15 protein-coding genes are annotated in these 17,536 nt (G+C 65.4%); 4 read left to right on the top strand and 11 right to left on the bottom strand.

Annotation, left to right across the window (positions count from 1 at the left end; all coding sequences use genetic code 11):
• Positions 1-123 precede the first annotated feature (123 nt).
• On the top strand, positions 124-549 hold the full coding sequence (locus AB5Y80_RS07015) for a hypothetical protein (protein ID WP_368172775.1): 426 nt from the start codon (positions 124-126) through the stop codon (positions 547-549).
• Between the two features lie 23 nt (positions 550-572).
• Positions 573-1,187: a superoxide dismutase gene (locus tag AB5Y80_RS07020; protein WP_368172776.1), complete on the top strand. Its 615-nt coding sequence runs from the start codon at positions 573-575 to the stop codon at positions 1,185-1,187.
• A 48-nt stretch (positions 1,188-1,235) separates the two neighbouring features.
• Here the strand turns inward: AB5Y80_RS07020 and AB5Y80_RS07025 are convergent, their stop codons facing one another.
• From AB5Y80_RS07025 to AB5Y80_RS07060, 8 genes are all read right to left on the bottom strand, one after another.
• The gene (locus AB5Y80_RS07025; protein WP_368172720.1) at positions 1,236-2,153 is read right to left on the bottom strand and encodes a vancomycin high temperature exclusion protein; all 918 of its coding nucleotides are present in this window, start codon (positions 2,151-2,153) and stop codon (positions 1,236-1,238) included.
• A 156-nt stretch (positions 2,154-2,309) separates the two neighbouring features.
• A complete protein-coding gene (locus AB5Y80_RS07030) occupies positions 2,310-5,057 on the bottom strand; it encodes a collagenase (RefSeq protein ID WP_368172721.1) in 2,748 nt (915 codons plus the stop codon).
• A 176-nt stretch (positions 5,058-5,233) separates the two neighbouring features.
• Positions 5,234-6,634: an o-succinylbenzoate--CoA ligase gene (gene menE / locus AB5Y80_RS07035; RefSeq protein WP_368172722.1), complete on the bottom strand. Its 1,401-nt coding sequence runs from the start codon at positions 6,632-6,634 to the stop codon at positions 5,234-5,236.
• Positions 6,635-6,637: 3 nt separating this feature from the next.
• A complete protein-coding gene (gene menC / locus AB5Y80_RS07040; protein ID WP_368172723.1) occupies positions 6,638-7,567 on the bottom strand; it encodes an o-succinylbenzoate synthase in 930 nt (309 codons plus the stop codon).
• Entirely contained in the window at positions 7,567-8,415 is an 849-nt protein-coding gene (menB, locus tag AB5Y80_RS07045) for a 1,4-dihydroxy-2-naphthoyl-CoA synthase (protein ID WP_010672740.1), read from the bottom strand. Before menB ends, menC begins: the two co-directional genes overlap by 1 nt.
• Before the next feature lie 4 nt (positions 8,416-8,419).
• On the bottom strand, positions 8,420-9,184 hold the full coding sequence (gene menH / locus AB5Y80_RS07050; protein WP_368172724.1) for a 2-succinyl-6-hydroxy-2,4-cyclohexadiene-1-carboxylate synthase: 765 nt from the start codon (positions 9,182-9,184) through the stop codon (positions 8,420-8,422).
• Entirely contained in the window at positions 9,174-10,919 is a 1,746-nt protein-coding gene (gene menD / locus AB5Y80_RS07055; RefSeq protein WP_368172725.1) for a 2-succinyl-5-enolpyruvyl-6-hydroxy-3-cyclohexene-1-carboxylic-acid synthase, read from the bottom strand. Before menD ends, menH begins: the two co-directional genes overlap by 11 nt.
• 33 nt (positions 10,920-10,952) lie before the next feature.
• Positions 10,953-12,284: an isochorismate synthase MenF gene (locus tag AB5Y80_RS07060; RefSeq protein ID WP_368172726.1), complete on the bottom strand. Its 1,332-nt coding sequence runs from the start codon at positions 12,282-12,284 to the stop codon at positions 10,953-10,955.
• Positions 12,285-12,494: 210 nt separating this feature from the next.
• Here AB5Y80_RS07060 and AB5Y80_RS07065 point away from each other — a divergent pair, with 210 nt between their 5' ends.
• Complete coding sequence (locus AB5Y80_RS07065; protein WP_029313608.1) at positions 12,495-13,400, top strand: 1,4-dihydroxy-2-naphthoate polyprenyltransferase; 906 nt, start codon at positions 12,495-12,497, stop codon at positions 13,398-13,400.
• Between the two features lie 203 nt (positions 13,401-13,603).
• Here the strand turns inward: AB5Y80_RS07065 and AB5Y80_RS07070 are convergent, their stop codons facing one another.
• Positions 13,604-14,998, bottom strand: coding sequence for a PepSY domain-containing protein (locus tag AB5Y80_RS07070; RefSeq protein ID WP_045523081.1), 1,395 nt, complete (start codon positions 14,996-14,998; stop codon positions 13,604-13,606).
• A 255-nt stretch (positions 14,999-15,253) separates the two neighbouring features.
• On the opposite strand from AB5Y80_RS07070, the gene AB5Y80_RS07075 reads away from it, so the two are divergent.
• A complete protein-coding gene (locus AB5Y80_RS07075) occupies positions 15,254-15,676 on the top strand; it encodes a hypothetical protein (protein ID WP_029313610.1) in 423 nt (140 codons plus the stop codon).
• 9 nt (positions 15,677-15,685) lie between these two features.
• On the opposite strand, the gene AB5Y80_RS07080 is transcribed toward AB5Y80_RS07075, so the two are convergent.
• Entirely contained in the window at positions 15,686-15,976 is a 291-nt protein-coding gene (locus AB5Y80_RS07080) for a YkgJ family cysteine cluster protein (RefSeq protein ID WP_039039772.1), read from the bottom strand.
• A gap of 85 nt (positions 15,977-16,061) precedes the next feature.
• Positions 16,062-17,441 carry an ATP-dependent RNA helicase DbpA gene (gene dbpA / locus AB5Y80_RS07085; RefSeq protein ID WP_368172727.1) on the bottom strand — a complete coding sequence of 460 codons (1,380 nt, stop codon included), beginning with the start codon at positions 17,439-17,441 and terminating at the stop codon, positions 16,062-16,064.
• Positions 17,442-17,536: the final 95 nt, after the last annotated feature.

Consider the following 17,536-nt stretch of genomic DNA (forward strand, 5'->3'; position numbering starts at 1 on the left):
CCAACTATTCCTTGTGTCTGCCCATCAAATAAGTTAAATAATAATTATTATCATTTGAGTGATCGAGTCATGACGGGAACCTGGGTGAAGGGGTGGGTCGGTACCACCGGAGCGGACAGCAGCATGGCGCACTGGAAGGCGCAGACCCTGAGTGGCAACCGCCATTTCGATGCGGGGGAGTACGCCAGGGCGCTCGACTGCTATCAGCAGGCGCTGTGGCTTGCCCGCCAGCAGTTTGCGGACTGGCATGATGCCGACGAAGCGGTGGCGGCCCTGGTGGTGGCCCATCACAACCTGGCGGATCTGCTGGTGGCCATGACCCTGCCGGATCGGGCCGCCGACCTGCTGTGTCACATCCATGATTGCCTGCTGGCCACCAGCCAGTCCCCCACCAGTTCCGCTGCCTTGCGGGAGGCGGCTGCTCGCCACGCCCGCAGCACCCGTACCGAGCTGCTCGCCTTTCTGGGCAAACACGGTCATCACGACGGCATCCAGCGCAGCCTGGGCCAATGTCTGTGTCAGACCGGCTCTGCCCATCAACTGCATTGAGCCCAACAGGAGAGACAATGAACATGAGCCATACCCTGCCAGCCCTTCCTTACGCTTATGACGCGCTGGAACCCCATATCGATGCAAAGACCATGGAGATCCATCACAGCCGTCACCATCAGACCTATGTCACCAACCTCAATGCCGCCCTGGCCGACCTGCCGGAGCTGGCTGCCCTGCCGCTGGAGGCATTGCTTGCCCGTATCGACAACCTGCCGGCCCAGGTTCAGGGGGCGGTGCGCAATCACGGCGGCGGCCACGCCAACCACAGCCTGTTCTGGCAGGTGATGAGTCCGCAGGGCGGCGGCGAGCCGGACGGCGAGCTGGCCGCAGCGATGGAGCGGGATCTGGGTGGGCTGGAGGCCTTCAAGCAGGCCTTTACTCAGGCGGCGCTGAGCCGTTTTGGCAGCGGCTGGGCCTGGCTGGTGGTCGATGGGCGCGGCAAGTTGCAGGTGGTGAGCAGCGCGAACCAGGACAGCCCCCTGATGGAGGGGCTCACCCCCATACTCGGGCTGGATGTGTGGGAGCATGCCTACTACCTCAAGTACCAGAACAAGCGTCCCGACTACATAGCCGCGTTTTACAACGTGATCGACTGGGATGAGGTGGCACGGCGTTACGTGGCGGCAAGGGCCTGACGACCCATTTCACCTGATGAAAGAGACCCGCCTGTTGGCGGGTCTCTGCTATTGAGGGGTCGGCGCGCTGCTGGCAGCCGGATTATCCACGGGTGTTGCTTCGCTCGGCACGGCTGCGCTGGTGGCTGGTGCACCGCTGGTTGCAGCCGCTGCACTGGTGGCGGTTGCCGTGCTCACGGCCGTTGCCTGCTTGGCCTTCGGCTGATGAGGGGGCGGTGCAATGGGCAGGCAGGGCTGGCTTGCCCCTATGGTGCTCAACGCCTGGCAGGGGACCGAGCCGCCGATGACGATGGGCTCGCCGAGGAACTTGGGACCCTTGTCCAGCACGTAGAGGTCGAGCAGCCCCATCAGGCGGGCGAACACCTCGCGCACCCGGGTCTTGATGCCCTGATAGGCGCTGGGATCCACGGCGTTGAAGCCGACCGCCTCGATGCCGAAATGGCGGGCGATGAAGATGGCACGCTCGTTGTGAAAGGCCTGGGAGACCACGGTGAAGTGGGCCTGACCGAACACCTCCTTGGCACGCACGATGGAGTCCAGAGTCCGAAAGCCGGCGTAGTCGCTGTAGATGGCGTTGGCCGGGATGCCGGCCTGGATCAGGGCCCGCCGCATCTGGCGCGGTTCGTTGTACTGCACGGTGGCGTTGTCGCCGGAGACCAGGATGTAGTCCACCTTGCCGTTGTTGTAGAGCTCGGCGGCGGCCTTGATCCGGTATTTGAAGTAGTGGTTCGGGCTGCCGCCAATCAGGTATTTGGAGGTGCCGAGCACCAGGGCGACCCGGTTGTAGGGCACCGCGTTGACGTCGTCGTAGGTGTAGTGACGGGCGTCCGAGACGGTCCACTCGCTGTAGCCAAGCAGGGCGGCGATGGAGGCCAGCAACAGGCAGAGGCAGGCGAGCAGGATCTTGGCAAACTTCTTCATGCGCGGTGCGGTTCGGGTCTGAAGTAAGAGAAGACAGGGGGTCATTCTATTACAAGTTGTTGTGGCGCGTCAGGTTTGATGGCGGCGCAGGGGCTCACTCGGGCAGAGGTTGTCGCAGCGCGCGCCAGGATCCCGGGCTTATCAAACGGCGCCATAAACAAGGGGCGGCCATGGCCGCCCCTTGTCATAGCCGTCTCGTCCTCAGTGGGATGAGTCGTTGGCCTTGCACTCGTCGGAGTCCTTGTTGGCTTCCCACCAGGGCAGCAGCTCGCGGCCGAGCCACTGCTGGTAGGCCTCGCTGTCATTGGCAATCAGCTGGTCCAGCTCGGCTTCGAAGGCACTCATGGCCTGCTCTCGATCCGGGCCTCGCAGGGCCCGGGCCATGGCCAGCCAGCTGGCGCCGCGACCGGTCTCGTTCAGGAAGCGGTGCACGGTGTAGGACCAAGAGTAGACCATCTCGCCGCCCTTGTCGTAATCCAGGTGCAGGATGTCGGCCAGGGCCGGACGATCGCTGGCCGGGCGGCCGGCGACGTTGTCCAGACCACGGGCGAAGCACTGACCGTGGGCGATGAACTCCGCCAGCCCTTCCGACCACCAGGTGGTGCGGTTGAGCGGGTAGTGGCCGAAGCTGCCGTACTGGTTGAAGCGGCCGTCCAGGTAGTGCACGTACTCGTGGCGCAGGTTCCACACCTGGAACGCTGGGCGCTTCCACTCCGCCTCGTAGGCGAAGAAGCGGGCCTGGTTGCCGGGGCGAGCCGGATCCCCTTCGAGGTAGATGCCGCCGTTGTCGGTGGAGACGCCACCGAACAGGGCACTGCCGTAGCGTTTCCAGTCGGCGGAGGAGTTGAAGACCACCAGTTCCAGCGCCTCGTTGTGATCGTCCGCCACCGGCTGCCAGCCGGTCTCCATCTGCTGGTGGAACTGCTGCTCTTCGGCGCCCAGTTCACGGCAGATCCCTTCGGCCTGATCCATGGTCAGGTCCTGGGCCCGCAGGCGCAGGGTCGGCGAGCAGGTGTGCTCGAACGGCAGCACGTCCTCCACCCGGACAGGGGTGCAGAGCCCGGCGAAGTCACCGCTGATGCAGGCTTCGCTGGTGCGGTCCGTGTAGGTCAGGTAATAGGTGGAGAGGGTCAGTGACATGTCTTCCAGCAGGTCCTGACTCTGCTGACCACCAGGGATCAGGTCGTGGTGGCGAACCAGTGCGATGACGGAGTCATCCAGCAGCTTGCGGTAGCCGTCGAGCTCGTCCGGGCGGGTATAGCGGGCGACCCGGTAGAGGCGGGTGTAGGCATCCAGCACGTTGTTGAGCAGGAACAGATCGGCGCCATCCCGTCCCTTCCACAACGCGAGTTCGCTCATGCCGAGGGCGTGCAGCTGCTTGCGCAGCTCGCCATCCTGCTGGCGGAAGTCGTTGGCGAAGGGGTCGCTGTAGTCGCTGGCGAAGTCGAGGAAGTTGAGCAGATCGAACAGGCCGGTTGCCCAGGCGTGCTGACCGTTGATCTCGCTGGCATGGCGGGTGGCGTAGGCCAGCATCTGGTTGAACTCGCCGAGCAGGGTGCCAAAACGGCTCTGCACTGCCGGGCTCTTGAACTGGCCGTGCAGGGCGATGCTCCAGGCACCCATTACGGCACCTACCTCGTCGCTGGCCTGCTCCGGGAAGAGCAGCGGATGGGCACCCAGTGCGGTCAATGCCTCGGCCAGCGCCTCGGCGGCGGCCGGGCCGTCTTCCTTGTGCTTGCCGTAGTTGTGGTAGTTGTGGGCTCGCACGTATTCCAGCAGCAGTTTCATGGCCGGATGGGCCGGCTGATTGGCCGCCAGCAGGCTCTGGATGCCGCGCGACACGGCCAGCAGCTTGGTGTCATCGTGACCATAGTTCTCCTGCCAGACCGGCGCGGGCTGGCCACTGGCATCCTGCACTATCTTGGCAGCTTCGGCGTCCAGCAGTTCGGTGCCCGGCAGATCCGGCTCGGAGCAGGCGCGGCCGTCGGCACGGCGACAGTCGAGCTGCTCTTCCTTGCTGGCCAGCACGATGGGGTGGTTGAGCACCCGGCTCTCCTGCCACTCGGTTGTTTCCGGCAGGGTCTGCCATTCGCTGCCCCCCACCGGGTATTGATAGCCGGTGTCCTTCAAGACCACCTGCACTTCGCTGCCGGCGGGCAGGGTCTGACGGCACACCCGATAGCTGATGGTCTTGTCCCCTTCCTGACGGGTCTGGGGTTCATCGCACTCCTGCTGGGTCTTGATCTCGTCCAGCAACCAGGTGTACTGGCGCCAGACGTGCAACTCGCTCACCTGCTTGGCGGCCTGGCTGCCCGCGATGGGCTGCAGGCGGAAGAAGATCTGCTCGAGGCGGCCATCCCGTTCATTGGGGGTCTCTTCCAGCACCTTCAATTGCTGCCAGTTTTGCGGCTGGTACTGCCATGCCTGCTCGGCGCAGCGACCTTCGGCGTTGAGCTCGCAGCGATCCAGCTCCTGCTCGCTGTGACCCAGGATGACCCGCTCAGCCAGCGGCAGACGATCCTGACGCGGCGCGGTCGGGGTGCCCGCCAGCGGCTCCCAGCGGCCCTGCTTCATGCCGTAGCCATAGTCATAGCTGCTGGCCGGGACGGCCTTGCCGGCCGGTACCACCTCTTCACAGCTGAGGTAGCGGATCTGCCAGCCCTGCTCGATCTTGAGTTGCGGCTCGCCGCACTGCTGCTCTGCCAGCGCAGCCAGGTTGGCATCGCGCCAGTCGAAGCGGCGATACACCCTCAACTGCTGATAAGGGGCGTCGCTGCTGTGGGCGCTCAGTTCAAAGGTCACTTCGGTGAGACGATCCCCCAGCTGACGGCTGGATTCACCGTTGAGTTGATACTGTTGCCAGTCGGAGGGGGAGTAGTTGGCCAGCGCCGAAGTGGCGAGCAGGCTTGGGGCTGCCAGGAGCAGCAGCCGGGGAGAGATGTGCTTCATCATGATCCCTTTGGTGGATGGAGAGGCGTGGGGACCAGAGAGGGTATTGGGCTCCAAAGGAATATCAATTGGCCAGATGGCGCAGCGGAATGATGCATTCGGGAGCAAACAACACAAAAACAGCCCCAAAAGGGGCTGTGTTGATAGCAAGGACTCCGCCCCATATGGGGGAGGCGTCACTCCTCTTGTCGCAAGCTGCGGGCGAGCAGGGTGCGGGAGGGTTTCAGATTGCCGCCGAGATCCGGCCAGGGATGCCACTGGTCCGGTACCATGAAGCCGGGTAACGACACCCTGATCCAGGCGGCCAGTTCGGCAGGGGGGACAGGTTCGTCGTGCCAGTCGATAAAGGCGGCGGGCCTATGCCCCCACTCGTCGCTCGGCACCGGCACCACCAGGGCCTGGGCCACGGCGGGGTGATCCACCAGCCGCTGCTCTATGGTCTCGGGCTGGATGTTCTCCCCCCCCGAGATGAAGAGGTTGTCGAGCCGCCCCTCCACCACCAGCTCGCCCCCCGGAGTGAGGCGGCCCTTGTCCCGGGTGTGGAACCAGCCCTCTTCATCGAGGGGGCGCACCAGCTCGCCCTCCCTGAAATAGCCGGCAAACAGGGTCTCACCGCGCACGCAGATCTCCCCCTGGCGGATGCAGACCTCCCGCCCCGGCAGCGGGCGACCCACCACGCCGGCGGCGCAGGGTTGCCCGGTGCAGACCTGGCTGCCCATCTCGGAGAGTCCATAGCTCACCTTGGGCTCCAGCCCCAGAGCGGTCAGCCGGTTGACCAGGGGCGCCGGGATGGCGGCGCCCCCGAGCAGCAACTCTCGCACCCGGGTGCGGGATGGGTCGAACCCCTGTGCCAGCAGGCGCCAGAGCTGGGTCGGCACCAGCGAGAGGTGGGTGATGGGCTGATCCTCGAGCCGCGCCTTGAGGGGCCGGGTGCGATCGTCCAGCACCAGGGCGGCTCCCGCCAGAAAGACCCGGAACAGGATGGCGTAACCGCCGACATGAAACAGCGGCAGGGAGAGCAGCCAGCCGCAGGCTTCGTCCAGGGGGATCAGGGTGGCGGAACCCCGGGCCGAGGCGAGGTGGTTGGCGAGGCGGTGGACCACCGCCTTGGGGGTACCGCTGGATCCCGAGGTGAGGATCATGTTGTTCGGCTGGTCGGGTACCAGCGGGGACTCCCCATCTGCGGCCAGCTCGCCCGTGAAGTCGAGGCTGAGGGCTTGCCAGTCGCCCGCCGGGATCTCGCCTGCCGACCAGAATGCCCGGGCCTCGAGCTGGCTTGCCAGTTCGCTGTGTCTGGTTGTCGGAAAGGCGGGATTGAGGGGGCAGAAGACGATGCCGCTGCGCACGCAGGCCCAGGCCAGCAACACATCCTCCAGGGCGCCGCGCACCACGGCGGCGAGATGATCTCCCCGCTCCAGCCCGGCCCGGGCGAGCTGATTGCACAGGCTGTTGAGGCGCAGGTCGAGGCGCTGGTAGCTAAGAGGCTCCCCGCTGTGGATGGCAATGCGATGAGGGGCCTGTGTCGCCCAGCGTCGTACCGGGCAGGTTTCCTGCCGTGGGATCTGACGGGTCACCATGGGTCAGTCACGGTGAAACAGGGGGTCCATCCTGCCCGGATCGGGTTGCCCCTGCTTGTCCAGCAGATCCCTGGCCAGCCAGCGGCGGGTATCGAGGCCAGGGGCCTGATCCGGCGCCCACTCCCCCGCGAGACGGGCGAGCTGGCCGAGGCCGAGACCGGACTCGAAACAGGAGGAGACGATCACCTTGAGCTTCAGTTCGCGAGCGCGGGCCACCAGGGCCTCGCTGTTGGCCAGGGTGCCGAGCAGGGTCGGCTTGAGCACCAGGGCGCGCAGTTGCGGGATGGGCTCCCAGGGCTTGCCCTGGGCCAGCAGTTCGTCCAGCGCCACCGGCATGCCGGTGCGGCTGGCGACGAAGGCGATGTCCTCGAAGTCGGCGCACAGATCTTCGAGGTATTCGATGCGATTCGGATCCAGGTGGCCGCAGAAGGCCCAGGCTTCCTCGCGGGTCCAGCCCTGGTTGGCGTCCAGGACCAGCTTGAGGTTGGGGCGCCGATCGAGCAGCAGCCGGATCAGCGCCAGCTCGTCGCGCATGGGGTAGCGGGCCACCTTCAGCTTGGCCTTGAGGGGGGTCTCGTGCAGCCACTGCTTCCAGTTCTTGAGCAGCTCCTGGGGGGAGCCCTGGATCAGCGGATAGGGCTCGGGCAGGGGGGTACCCTGCTCGGGCCAGCTACGACGGGCGCAGTCGAGCCCGAACTGCACCGAGGGCAGCTGTGGCGTCGGGGTCTGTCCCCGCGCCAGCTGCGCCAGACAGTCGAGGGCCTCGGCCTGGGCGTCGGCCAGGGTCTCTTTGGAAAATCCTGGCAGGGGGGCTATCTCCCCCCAGCCATCGTCGATGCGTACCAGCAGGCCCTCGCGCGCTACCTGCAACTGACCGTGAAAGGCCAGGGGCTGGGTAAAGGGCAGTTGGTAGCGGTAGAGGGCGAGTGTCATCAGGGATTCCGCTTGTATTTGGAGAAGTCGGGACGGCGTTTCTCGTTGAATGCGTTGCGCCCTTCCTGACCCTCTTCGGTCATGTAGAACAGCATGGTGGCATTGCCTGCCAGCTCCTGCAAACCGGCCTGGCCGTCACAGTCGGCGTTGAGGGCCGCCTTCAGGCAGCGCAGAGCCATGGGGCTGTGTTGCAGCATCTCGCGGCACCAGCGCACGGTTTCACGCTCCAGCTCGGCCAGGGGCACGACGGTGTTGACCAGCCCCATGTCGAGGGCCTGTTTGGCGTCGTAGAGGCGGCAGAGGAACCAGATCTCCCGAGCCTTCTTCTGGCCGACGATGCGGGCCATGTAGGAGGCGCCCCAGCCGCCGTCGAAGGAGCCCACCTTGGGGCCGGTCTGGCCGAACTGGGCGTTGTCGGCGGCGATGGTCAGGTCGCACATCATGTGCAGCACGTGGCCGCCACCGACGGCGTAGCCAGCCACCATGGCCACCACGGGTTTGGGGCAGGTACGGATGTCACGCTGGAAGTCGAGCACGTTGAGGTGATGGGTGCCTTCATCGTCCTTGTAGCCACCGTAGTCGCCGCGGATCTTCTGGTCGCCGCCGGCGCAGAAGGCCTTCTCGCCGAAGCCGGTGAGGATGATGGAGCCGACCTTGTCGTCGTAGCGGGCATCGGCCAGGGCTTGCAGCATCTCTTTCACGGTACGGGGGCGGAAGGCGTTGCGCACCTGGGGACGGTTGATGGTGATCTTGGCAATGCCCTCTGGGGACTTGTGATAGAGGATGTCCTCGTAACCGGCGGAGCAGTCGTGCCACTCGACAGGGGCATAGAGCTCGGCTTCCGTCATTGCTTCAATCATGGATCTTCTCTTCTGGTTGGTGAGCCCACTCCCGCAGGAGCCGGGCAAAGGTATCGGGCTGGCTTGTGTGCAGATTGTGTCCGCCATCCAGAGCCAAGTGTTTGATATTGCAGCCTTGCTTTACCAACTGGCAAGCGAGGGCATGGAATTTGTGATCCCGGTTGCCTGAGATCCACTGCACCGGCAGCCGGGTATCCCGAAGCCAGGGGGCGAGATCCGGCTGCCGCCCCAGGGACGTGGCCCTCAGCATGGCGGCCACGGCCTTGCCGTCGTTGCCAAGGCGGCGTGCGGCCTGGCGGGTGCGGGCATCGTCGTCCAGGTCGGCGAAGACGCCCTGGCGGTACCAGTCGGCAAGCACCCGGGTCAGGGGCTCGCACTCGAAACGCCGGGCCCAGGCTTCATCGTGAGCGATGCGGGCCGGACGTTCCCCGGCAGGCAGCCCGGGGTGGCAGTTCTCCAGCAGCAGGGCCTGCAACCCCGCCGGGGAGTGGCTGGCGTGATGAAGCGCGAGCCGCCCCCCCAGCGAATACCCCACCAGCCGGTAGTGGTCGATATCCCGCGCGGCCAGCTCGTCGCAGAGCCAGCGATGGGCCTCGTCAAAGCCGCTCACCCGCAGTGCCCGGTTGCGGCCGTGGCCCGGCAGATCCAGGGCATGGCACGGGACGCCGGGCAGGGTCTGGATGACAGGTCGCCAGTCGTCGGCGTCCCCCAGCAGGCCGTGCAGCAGCACCAGCGGTACGGCGGGATCAGAGACCACGGATAGCGGCTCCCAGTGCCTTGAGATCCTCGGCGACTTCACTGCTCGGTACCTTGATTTCAATCAGGGTTACCCCGTTTTTCAGGGCTGCGGCATAGTCCCGCTCAAATGCGTCGAGGGTGGTGGGGGCCCGGTAGTGCAGGCCGAACATGGCGGCGGCGTGCTCGAAGTGCAGGCCGTGGGGCAGGCAGTAGTAGGTCTCCAGCAGGGCGTCCTGGGTGGGCACAGGCAGCATGCGGAAGATGCTGCCGCCGTCGTTGTTGAGCAGGATCACCACCAGGGGGCGGCTCCCCTTGCCGAGCAGCGCCAGGCTGTTGAGATCGTGCAGGGCGCTGAGATCCCCGAGCAGCAGGGTGGTGGGCTCGCGACTGTCAGGCGGGACCGACTGTGCGAAGCCGTATGCGGTGGCGATAAGGCCATCGATGCCGGAGGCGCCGCGGTTGGTCATCACCCGGCTGGGGCCCTTGCCCACCTCGCCCAGCATGTCCATCAGCCGGGCCGGCATGCTGTTGCCGACGAACAACTGACCCTGGATGAGCTGATTCAGGCGGTGGCACACTCCGAGCTCCGAGAAGCGATCACAGGCGGTGCGGATCTGCTGGCTGATGGCCTGCTGGCGCGTGGCCAACTGGTGCCAGGGCTGCTGCGAATGCGGGATTGGATGGGCGGCCGCAAAGGTGGCGGGGTCGCACACCAGGCGACGGCGCAGCCGATAGTCGGGGTCGAGGCGTGCCGGCTGCGGGTCCACCAGCCAGTAATCCTGCCAGGGGTGTTGTTTGATGAACTGGCCGAGGCGCTTGGAGATGAGGCGAGCGCCGAATTGCAGAACTACCTCGGCGCGGGCCAGCTCGGCCACGAAGTCGCTGTGTTGCAGGGCGAGATCCGTGTGGACGAGGTTGCGATCATCGAAGCGGATCTGGCTTTGCAGATCCGCCAGCAGGGGCCAGCCGAGGCGGTCGGCCAGCTCGGCCACCGCCTTGCCTTGCACCGGATCCTGGATGCGTCCGGCGACGATGACACCACGCTTGCCCTTCAGCTCCTCCCAGTCCGGCTGGGCGGGGCAGCCCGGCTCGCCCGCCAGCCAGGGGCTCCAGGGCTTGGCCGAGTGCAGCCAGTCGCCGAGGGGCGCCAGGTAATCGGAAAAGTCCAGATAGTGGTCGCCGGGGTAGAGGGGCTCGGGGTACATGCAGTTGAAGTGCACCGGCCCCGGGGTGTGCGCCTGTCGGGCCAGGGCCTGATCCACCGAGCTCAACACGAAGGCCGCCGGAATGGTGGGAGTGGGGCTCGGCAGATTTTGCTGATAGACGGGGTAGCGACCGAAGATCCCCGGCTGATCGATGGCCTGGTTGGCCCCGTTGTCGATGAGCTCGGGTGGCCTGTCGGCAGAGAGAATGATGAGCGGGACCCCGGTGAGCTGGGCTTCCGCCACCGCGGGCCAGAGGTTGGCCACCGCGGTGCCCGAGGTCATGATCACCGCCACCGGGCGGCCGCTCCCCTTGGCCAGCCCCAACGCCATGAAGCCCAGACCCCGCTCGTCGAAGTGCAGATGGCGGCGAAAGCCCGGGTGGGCTGCGGCGGCCATGGTGAGCGGCGCCGAGCGGGAGCCGGAGGCCAGAGCGATGTCACGTACGCCGAGGCGAAAGAGCTCTTCCAGCAAGAGGGAGGACCAGACATGGTTGAAGGTGGCGTGATGGCTGGCAAAGGCGTGATGCGCGGACACGTGGCTGGCGGACATGAAGCTCTCGCAGTGAGGAGTCGGTGAGAAACGCTATCCCAGCAGGGAGAGCACGTTGGCGATCTTGTTGTCGAGTTCGGCCCATTCGGCGGCGGGCTCCGATCCCGCCACTATGCCGGCACCGGCGAACAGGCTGATGCGCGGGCCCCTGATCCGGGCGCTGCGAATGGCGACGGAGAACTCCGAGGTCTCCCGGCTCAGCATGCCGCAGGCACCGGCATACCAGCCGCGATCATGGGGCTCGTATTCACGGATGAAAGCGAGCGCCGCCTCGCGGGGGGCGCCCCCCACGGCGGGAGTGGGGTGCAGGGCAGCCAGCAGTTGCCAGTCGCAGACGCCGGGTTTGAGCTCGGCCTCAATGTCGCACTTGAGGTGTTGCAGCAGCCGCAATTTCAGAATGCGCGGCTCGGTTAGGGTGGCATCGGTCGTGAGGGGGGCCAGGCGGCTGAGAATGTCGGCATGAACCAGCCGGTTCTCCAGCCGGTTCTTGCTGTCGGCCAGCAGCTCGGCGGCCAGGGCCGCGTCGGTCGCCTCATCCCCGGAACGGCGAATGGTGCCTGCCAGCGCCTCGGTAAAGAGGTGGCCCTTCTCCCGGCGGTAGAGGCGCTCGGGGGAGCAGGAGATGAAGCTCTGCTCGGGGGAAAACTGGAAGCCGAAGTGGAAGCACTCCTGGGCGTGGCGGGCCCACTGTGTCAGCAGGGACCAGGGGCAGAGGGGCGCATCGTGCGCCTCGCTCTGGAGCAGGCTCTCCCGCGACAGCACCACCTTGGGGGTGCGGGCCTGGAAGTCGGGGGCCGTGACCTGCTCCACCAGGGTCTGCCACTGGGCAGGGCCCGGCAGGTCCTGGCGCTGCCATGGCCGCTTTTGCAGGGCGGGCAGGGGGGCCTCGGGTTGCAGGGCATCGAGCGCCGCCTCGGCGGCGCAGAGTTCGGTTTCGAATGCGTGACCCTCTTCCCGGGCGGGCAGCCAGAGATTGAGGCAGAGGCTGGTGCACTCCCCCCGGCGTACCAGCTCGATACGGGGCAGCACGAAGCGGCAGGGGCCAAACCCCTGCCAGCCGGGCAGATCCGGGTCGAACGCCAGACCGCCGTAGTAGCGAGGGCTGTCTTCACTGGCCGTGCCGGCAAGGTCGCAGACCCGCTGGATATCCTCCGGCCGCGTCAGCTCGTGGATGGCGCCAAGCGCCACGTACTCCGGGCTCTGTTGCCCTCTGGCGTGCCAATAGATGCGGGGGTAGAGCGTCTGGGCCGCCAACCAGCCGGGAAAGACGTCGACGTGAGCGGCCACGCGCAGTCGCACGAAACCGCTGACAGTGCTGTGACGCAGGGCGTCCAGTTGTTGCTTGAGGTGGGTCTGAGCCAACATGGATGTCTAGTCTGAGCCGGATAATCGCGATCGCTCCGGGGGAGGATGGCGCAGGTTGATGCCAAAGGGCGACGATTTCCTATATATTATCTGCCCATTCGTCCATGTAAATTGCCCGGGGGAGCCGACGCCCCCGCGCAGCCAAGTATACCTAAATCCGGTTCGATAACCCTTAACACGATCAATATCTGATTGTTTGGCCATCACAATATGACAAATACCTTCTCTGTTTGGTTGCTGGCGGCGCGTTTGCGAACACTGCCCCTGGCGTGCTCCTCCATCTTGCTGGGCTCGGGGCTGGCAGCCAGCCGGGGAGCGTTTGACGGCACCATCATGGGGCTCTCCCTGCTGACCGCCATCCTGCTGCAAATTCTCTCCAATCTGGCCAACGACTATGGCGATGCGGTCTCCGGTGCCGACAACGGGGAGCGGATCGGTCCCCAGCGCGCCGTGGTTTCCGGCCTCATCACCCGGCACCAGATGTGTGTGGCCATGGGGCTGACCGCCCTGGCGGCCGTGGTGAGCGGCCTCTCCCTGCTGGTCTGCGCCTTCGGGGAGGCGTGGCAGCAGATCCTGACGTTCATCCTGCTGGGGGGAGCGGCCATCGTCGCGGCCATCACCTACACGGTGGGCAAGAGCCCCTACGGCTATCGCGGCTTCGGGGACATCTCGGTGTTCCTGTTCTTCGGCCTGCTGGGGGTGCTCGGCTCCTACTACCTCTTCACCCATAGCCTGGAGTGGGACCTGTTGCTGCCCGCCACCGCCTGCGGCCTGCTGGCGACAGCCGTGCTCAACATCAACAACGTGCGGGACATCGAGACCGATGCCGCCAGCGGCAAGATCACCCTGGCGGTGCGCCTTGGCCGCAACCGGGCCATCGCCTATCACTGGGTCTTGCTGGGGGCGGCGCTGCTGGCGACCATCGCCTTCCTGCTGACTCAGCCTGCGAGCCTCTGGCCCTGGATCTTCCTGCCCGCCATGAAGCCCCTCACCGATGCCGCCCGCACCCTGCGAGAGAGTTTCGATGGCGAGGTGCTGACCGGCGCCCTCAAGAAGACCGCCATCAGCGCATTTCTGTTCAGCCTGCTGCTCTCCGCCGGGCTGGCGCTCACCTGAGGCCGACGCGTTTGGCAACAAAAAGGGCTCCCGAACGGGAGCCCTTTTTGTTGATGTGTCGACGCGCTGTTGTTTCATCAGACCGATGTGATGATCGCCAGGGGAGGAGCATGCCGCCAGGCCAAGGATGATGCCAGGTGATGCAGACGACGAGGGCCCCCGACAGGGAGCCCTCGTGTGCATGAGGTGGGCTTGCCCCTGGGTCAGCTTGCCTGGGCCACGGCCGTGCGGCGAGAGAAGAAGAGACTGTCCAGCAGCCAGATGGCAACCATGGAGGCCCCCACCAGCGGGAAGCAGATCCCGAGCACGACCAGCACCGCGATGGCACCGCCCATGGGAGGCAGCTTGGCGGGCAGGGGCGGGGCGGCGAGGCGACCACTGGGACGGCGGCTCCACCAGATCCAGAGCCCGCTCACCGAGCTTGCCAGAATCATCAGGCAGATGAGCAGCATGACGAGCTGGTGCGGCCAGCCGTAGAGCTTGCCCATGTGCAGCATGACGCCGGTTTCCACCGTCTTGGCGACCGGGCCGTAATCCTGCCAGCGCACGTCGACCAGCACCTTGCCGCTGTATTGGTCGATGTGCAGTGTGGCGTCGTTGCGGGGATCATCGGCAAAGATGGCGATGGTATAGACGCCGGTTTCACCGACCGGGGGGGTGATGCTGTAACCCGGGCTGACCCCACGCTCGCTGGCGATGTCGACCACCTGTTGCAGCGGAATGCGATGGCTGGCCATGACCATGCCCTCGTGTCCGCCGCCATGGGTCATGGCGCTGTGATCATGGCTCTCTGCCGTGGGTTGGGAGCTCGGCATGGGCAGGGTCTCGGCCCCCCAGGAGACGGTCTGTTCGTGAGCCTGGTTGAGGCTGCGGGTGAGGGGGGCCGACTTGGGCACCTCGTTCCACATGGCCGCAGGGAAGCGGTTCCAGACGTCGGCGAACTGGCCGCCCCAGAAACCGGTCCAGGTCATGCCCGTCAGCAGCAGCAGCAGCAGGAAACCTGCGCCCCAGAAGCCGACCACGGCGTGCAGATCACGCCACCAGAGACGGCCGCGCTGGTGCATTCTCGGCCAGAGGATGCCCCCCACACCCGGTCCCTTGCGGGGCCACCAGAGATAGAGTCCGCTGACGAGGAGCACGATTCCCCAGCCTGCGGCCAGCTCGATCAGGCGATCTCCCGTGGTGCCAAGCATCAGCTCCGCATGGAGAGCGCGCGCCACCGCCTGCAGGTTCCACTTGTTGTCCATGGTACCGAGCAGGGCGCCGTTCGCGGGATCCATGAAGAGGGTCAGCTCCTGCCCTTCACGCATCACGACTATCTGGGCGCTCGCGTCCGCTGCCACCGGGGGCAGGTATTTGCGCAGGCTGGCGTCCGGCATGGCGATGGTTGCCTTGGCCAGCAGCTGGTCGGCACTCAGGGTCTGGGTGGCGGGCGTCACCTTCATCAGCTGGGGGTAGAGCAGGTTGTCCAGCTGCGGTTTGAACAGATAGACGATGCCGGTGAGGGAGAGCAGGATCAGGAAGGGGGCGACGAAGAGACCGGCATAGAAATGCCAGCGCCAGATCCGTTGGTAATAACTTGCGTCTTGTTGCTTCATCGTTGATCCCTGGGTGAACGCCAAAAGGTTTCAGTAGGTGGAATGTTTTGAATGGCGCGGATAATAGCAGCAACGTTTTGTTAACTGCAACAGAACATGTCGAGGAAATGTACATTCCGCCACCGGGGTAAAAGCGGGGGTTGAATGGCGCTTTCCGTTCACAATGCGGGGAGCTTCATGGACTTTTCGGGGAGAAATTCTTACTTTGTGGCAACACAGGGCATATCAGCCGCAGCGAAGGACTCAAGGCAGGAGGTGAACGTGCAAGCACACGGCCATTTTGAGATGCAGCGACAAGGGCAACTGCTGATCTGTCGGCCGAGCGGCCCTTTCAACCTGGCAGGCGCCATGGCCTATGAGGGCAAGTTCAGCCAGCAGATAAGCCGTTTGCAGGGAGCACCCTGGGGCATCGTCGAGGTCGCGACCGAGTTCGAGGCCGCCGGCCCCGAGGTGCTGGCCCGTTTTCGTCGCCAGTTCAACTGGTGCGCCACTCATGGCTGCGCCTTTCTGGCGGTGGTCATGATCGGGGATTTCAAACGTTATCTGGCGGATCACGTTTTCAGCGAGCTTCCCTTTCAGGAGGTGCGCTATTTCGAGGAGGAAGCGCAGGCCATCCACTGGCTGACACAGCGCCTCGAGGGGCTGCAAGGCACGGAGATCCACGTCAGCACGGGTTGAACACCCCGGTTACTCCAGCCTGATGAACCACTTGTCCCGCTCGTCGAGGCAGTCGGGCTCCCCCATCTCGAATTCACGGCAGATCAGCGGCCGCACCTCGTAGATGCGACACATCATGGTGTTGCGGTCGAGGGCGGCGCACCAGCCATCTTCCAGTCTGTGCATCACGGGCACTTCTCCTTCCCGTTCCTCGATATAGCGGTCCGGCACGCCGGTGTCGGTGAAGAGCATCACCTCGAGGCGGCAGCAGCAGGCTTCGCAGTTCTGGCAGCTCACATCGCTCTGGATTGCTTGGGTCATGTCACCTGTCTTGCCGCATGGCGGCGAATGATATGAAACAGGCGCCTGTCAGGCGCCTGTGGTCTGGCCGGGCGTGTGAAATACCTTAGCCCAGTTTGCGGGCACGGTAGCTGCGCCCCTTGATCTTGCCTTCCTGCAACCGCTTGAGGGCGGCGCTCGCCACCTGGCGCTTCACCGCCACGTAGGAGTACTGCTCGGAAATCTGGATCTTGCCTACATCGGCCCCGGCAATGCCGCCTTCGCCAGTCAGGGCGCCGAGGATGTCACCGGCACGCACCTTGCTCTTGCGGCCCGCATCGATGGAGAGGGTCACCATCTGCGGCGCGATCGGCTTGATGTCGCGGCCGATCCCGGCCAGGTCGCCCTGGGGAATGGGGGCCTGCTGGTACTCCTCGATGAAGTTGACGCGCTGGGCCTCGTTCGGCTGGTAGAGGCTCAGGGCCAGGCCCTGCTGGCCGGCGCGGCCGGTACGGCCGATGCGGTGCACGTGCACCTCGGGGTCGTAGGTGAGCTCGTAGTTGATGACGGCCCCCAGCTCCTTGATGTCGAGGCCGCGGGCCGCCACGTCGGTGGCGACCAGTATGGTGGCGCTGCCGTTGGCGAAGCGCACCAGCACCTGATCCCGCTCACGCTGCTCCAGATCGCCGTTCAGCGCCAGCGCCGAGAAGCCCTTGGCGGCCAGGTGATCGGCCACGTCGTTGCAGGCGCGCTTGGTGTTGCAGAACACCACGCAGGAGCTCGGCTGGTAGTGGCTGAGCAGCCAGGTGAGGGCATCGAGGCGCTGGCCGGCCGGCACTTCATACAGCTTCTGTTCGATGGCGCTCTCTTCGTGCAGGGACTCCACGCTCACCTCCACCGGGTTGCGTTGCACGCCGCGGCTCATCTGGGCGATCCCTTCCGGATAGGTGGCGGAGAAGAGCAGGGTTTGCCGGTCACGCGGGGCGTGGCTGATGACCCGGTTGATCTCTTCGCCAAAGCCCATGTCCAGCATGCGATCCGCTTCGTCCAGCACCAGCGTCTTGAGGTCGTCGAGCTCAAGGGTGCCCTGCTCCAGGTGCTTGAGGATCCGGCCGGGGGTGCCGACGGCGATGTGGGCGCCAAAGCCCAGGGTGGCGGATTGCGGTGCGGTCGGGGTGCCGCCGCACAGGGTCACCAGCTTGACGTTGGGCAGGGTACGGGCAAGACGGCGGATCTCGGTGGCCACCTGATCCGCCAGCTCGCGGGTCGGACAGAGCACCAGCGCCTGCACGGCCAGCCGGTTGACGTCCAGCTTGGCCAGCAGACCCAGGCCGAAGGCCGCGGTCTTGCCGCTGCCGGTTTTCGCCTTGGCGATCAAATCTTTGCCGTCGAGCACCAGGGGCAGGCTCTGGGCCTGGATCGGGGTCATCTGCAGATAGCCCAGGCTGGCGAGGTTGTCCTGCAGGGCGGAGGAGAGGTTCAGGCTGCTAAATTCGCTGTTGTTCACAAAAGGACTCTATGTCGGAAAACCAGAAATGGGGGGGCGCGGTGCGCAAGGGGGCGCATCATACCAGAATGTGCCGCCGGATGCGGTGAATATTT

Source organism: Aeromonas sp. R2-1, assembly GCF_040908425.1.
In the GTDB taxonomy this organism is placed as follows: Bacteria; Pseudomonadota; Gammaproteobacteria; order Enterobacterales; family Aeromonadaceae; genus Aeromonas; species Aeromonas caviae.